This window comes from Lacticaseibacillus manihotivorans DSM 13343 = JCM 12514 (assembly GCF_001435035.1).
GTDB classification, from domain to species: Bacteria; Bacillota; Bacilli; order Lactobacillales; family Lactobacillaceae; genus Lacticaseibacillus; species Lacticaseibacillus manihotivorans.
Genome location: NZ_AZEU01000130.1, coordinates 1 through 430, shown reverse-complemented (window position 1 = coordinate 430; position 430 = coordinate 1). Strand labels below are relative to the sequence as shown.

Below are 430 nucleotides of genomic sequence, written 5' to 3'. Positions count from 1 at the left end.
AATTTACACCGGCAAAAATTGAACCATTATATGCTGAATCTGAAGTTGTACCTGCATAACCATTAATTGAATGATCTTTATTAGTGTAGTTTGGATCATAAGCCTTAACAGAAGTGTGATCTGCTGAGGTTAAATAAGCATCTGAATACTGTCCACCCTTCATTGTTACAAATTCAGCGGCTTGAAAGTCAGCACTATAACGAGTTGCATCATGATAATTCAAAGAACCGATTGTTAAATAGCTATCTGTACCTAAATTAACAGCTGAATCGTCAGATTTATAAAAGAATTTAACTTTTACTTCCATACTTTGAAGCGGCATCTTAAAGTTGACCCCACCGTATAAATCCTGACAAAATTCAATTTTAGCTGATGAGTTCTTGTTCTTCCAACTATCATTATATTTAAAATTGTCATATTTTATAACAGC

1 protein-coding gene is annotated in these 430 nt (G+C 33.0%); it reads right to left on the bottom strand.

Annotated features, from left to right (window positions below; all coding sequences use genetic code 11):
• On the bottom strand, positions 1-430 hold a 430-nt coding region (locus tag FD01_RS16295), incomplete at both ends, for a hypothetical protein (RefSeq protein WP_162257347.1).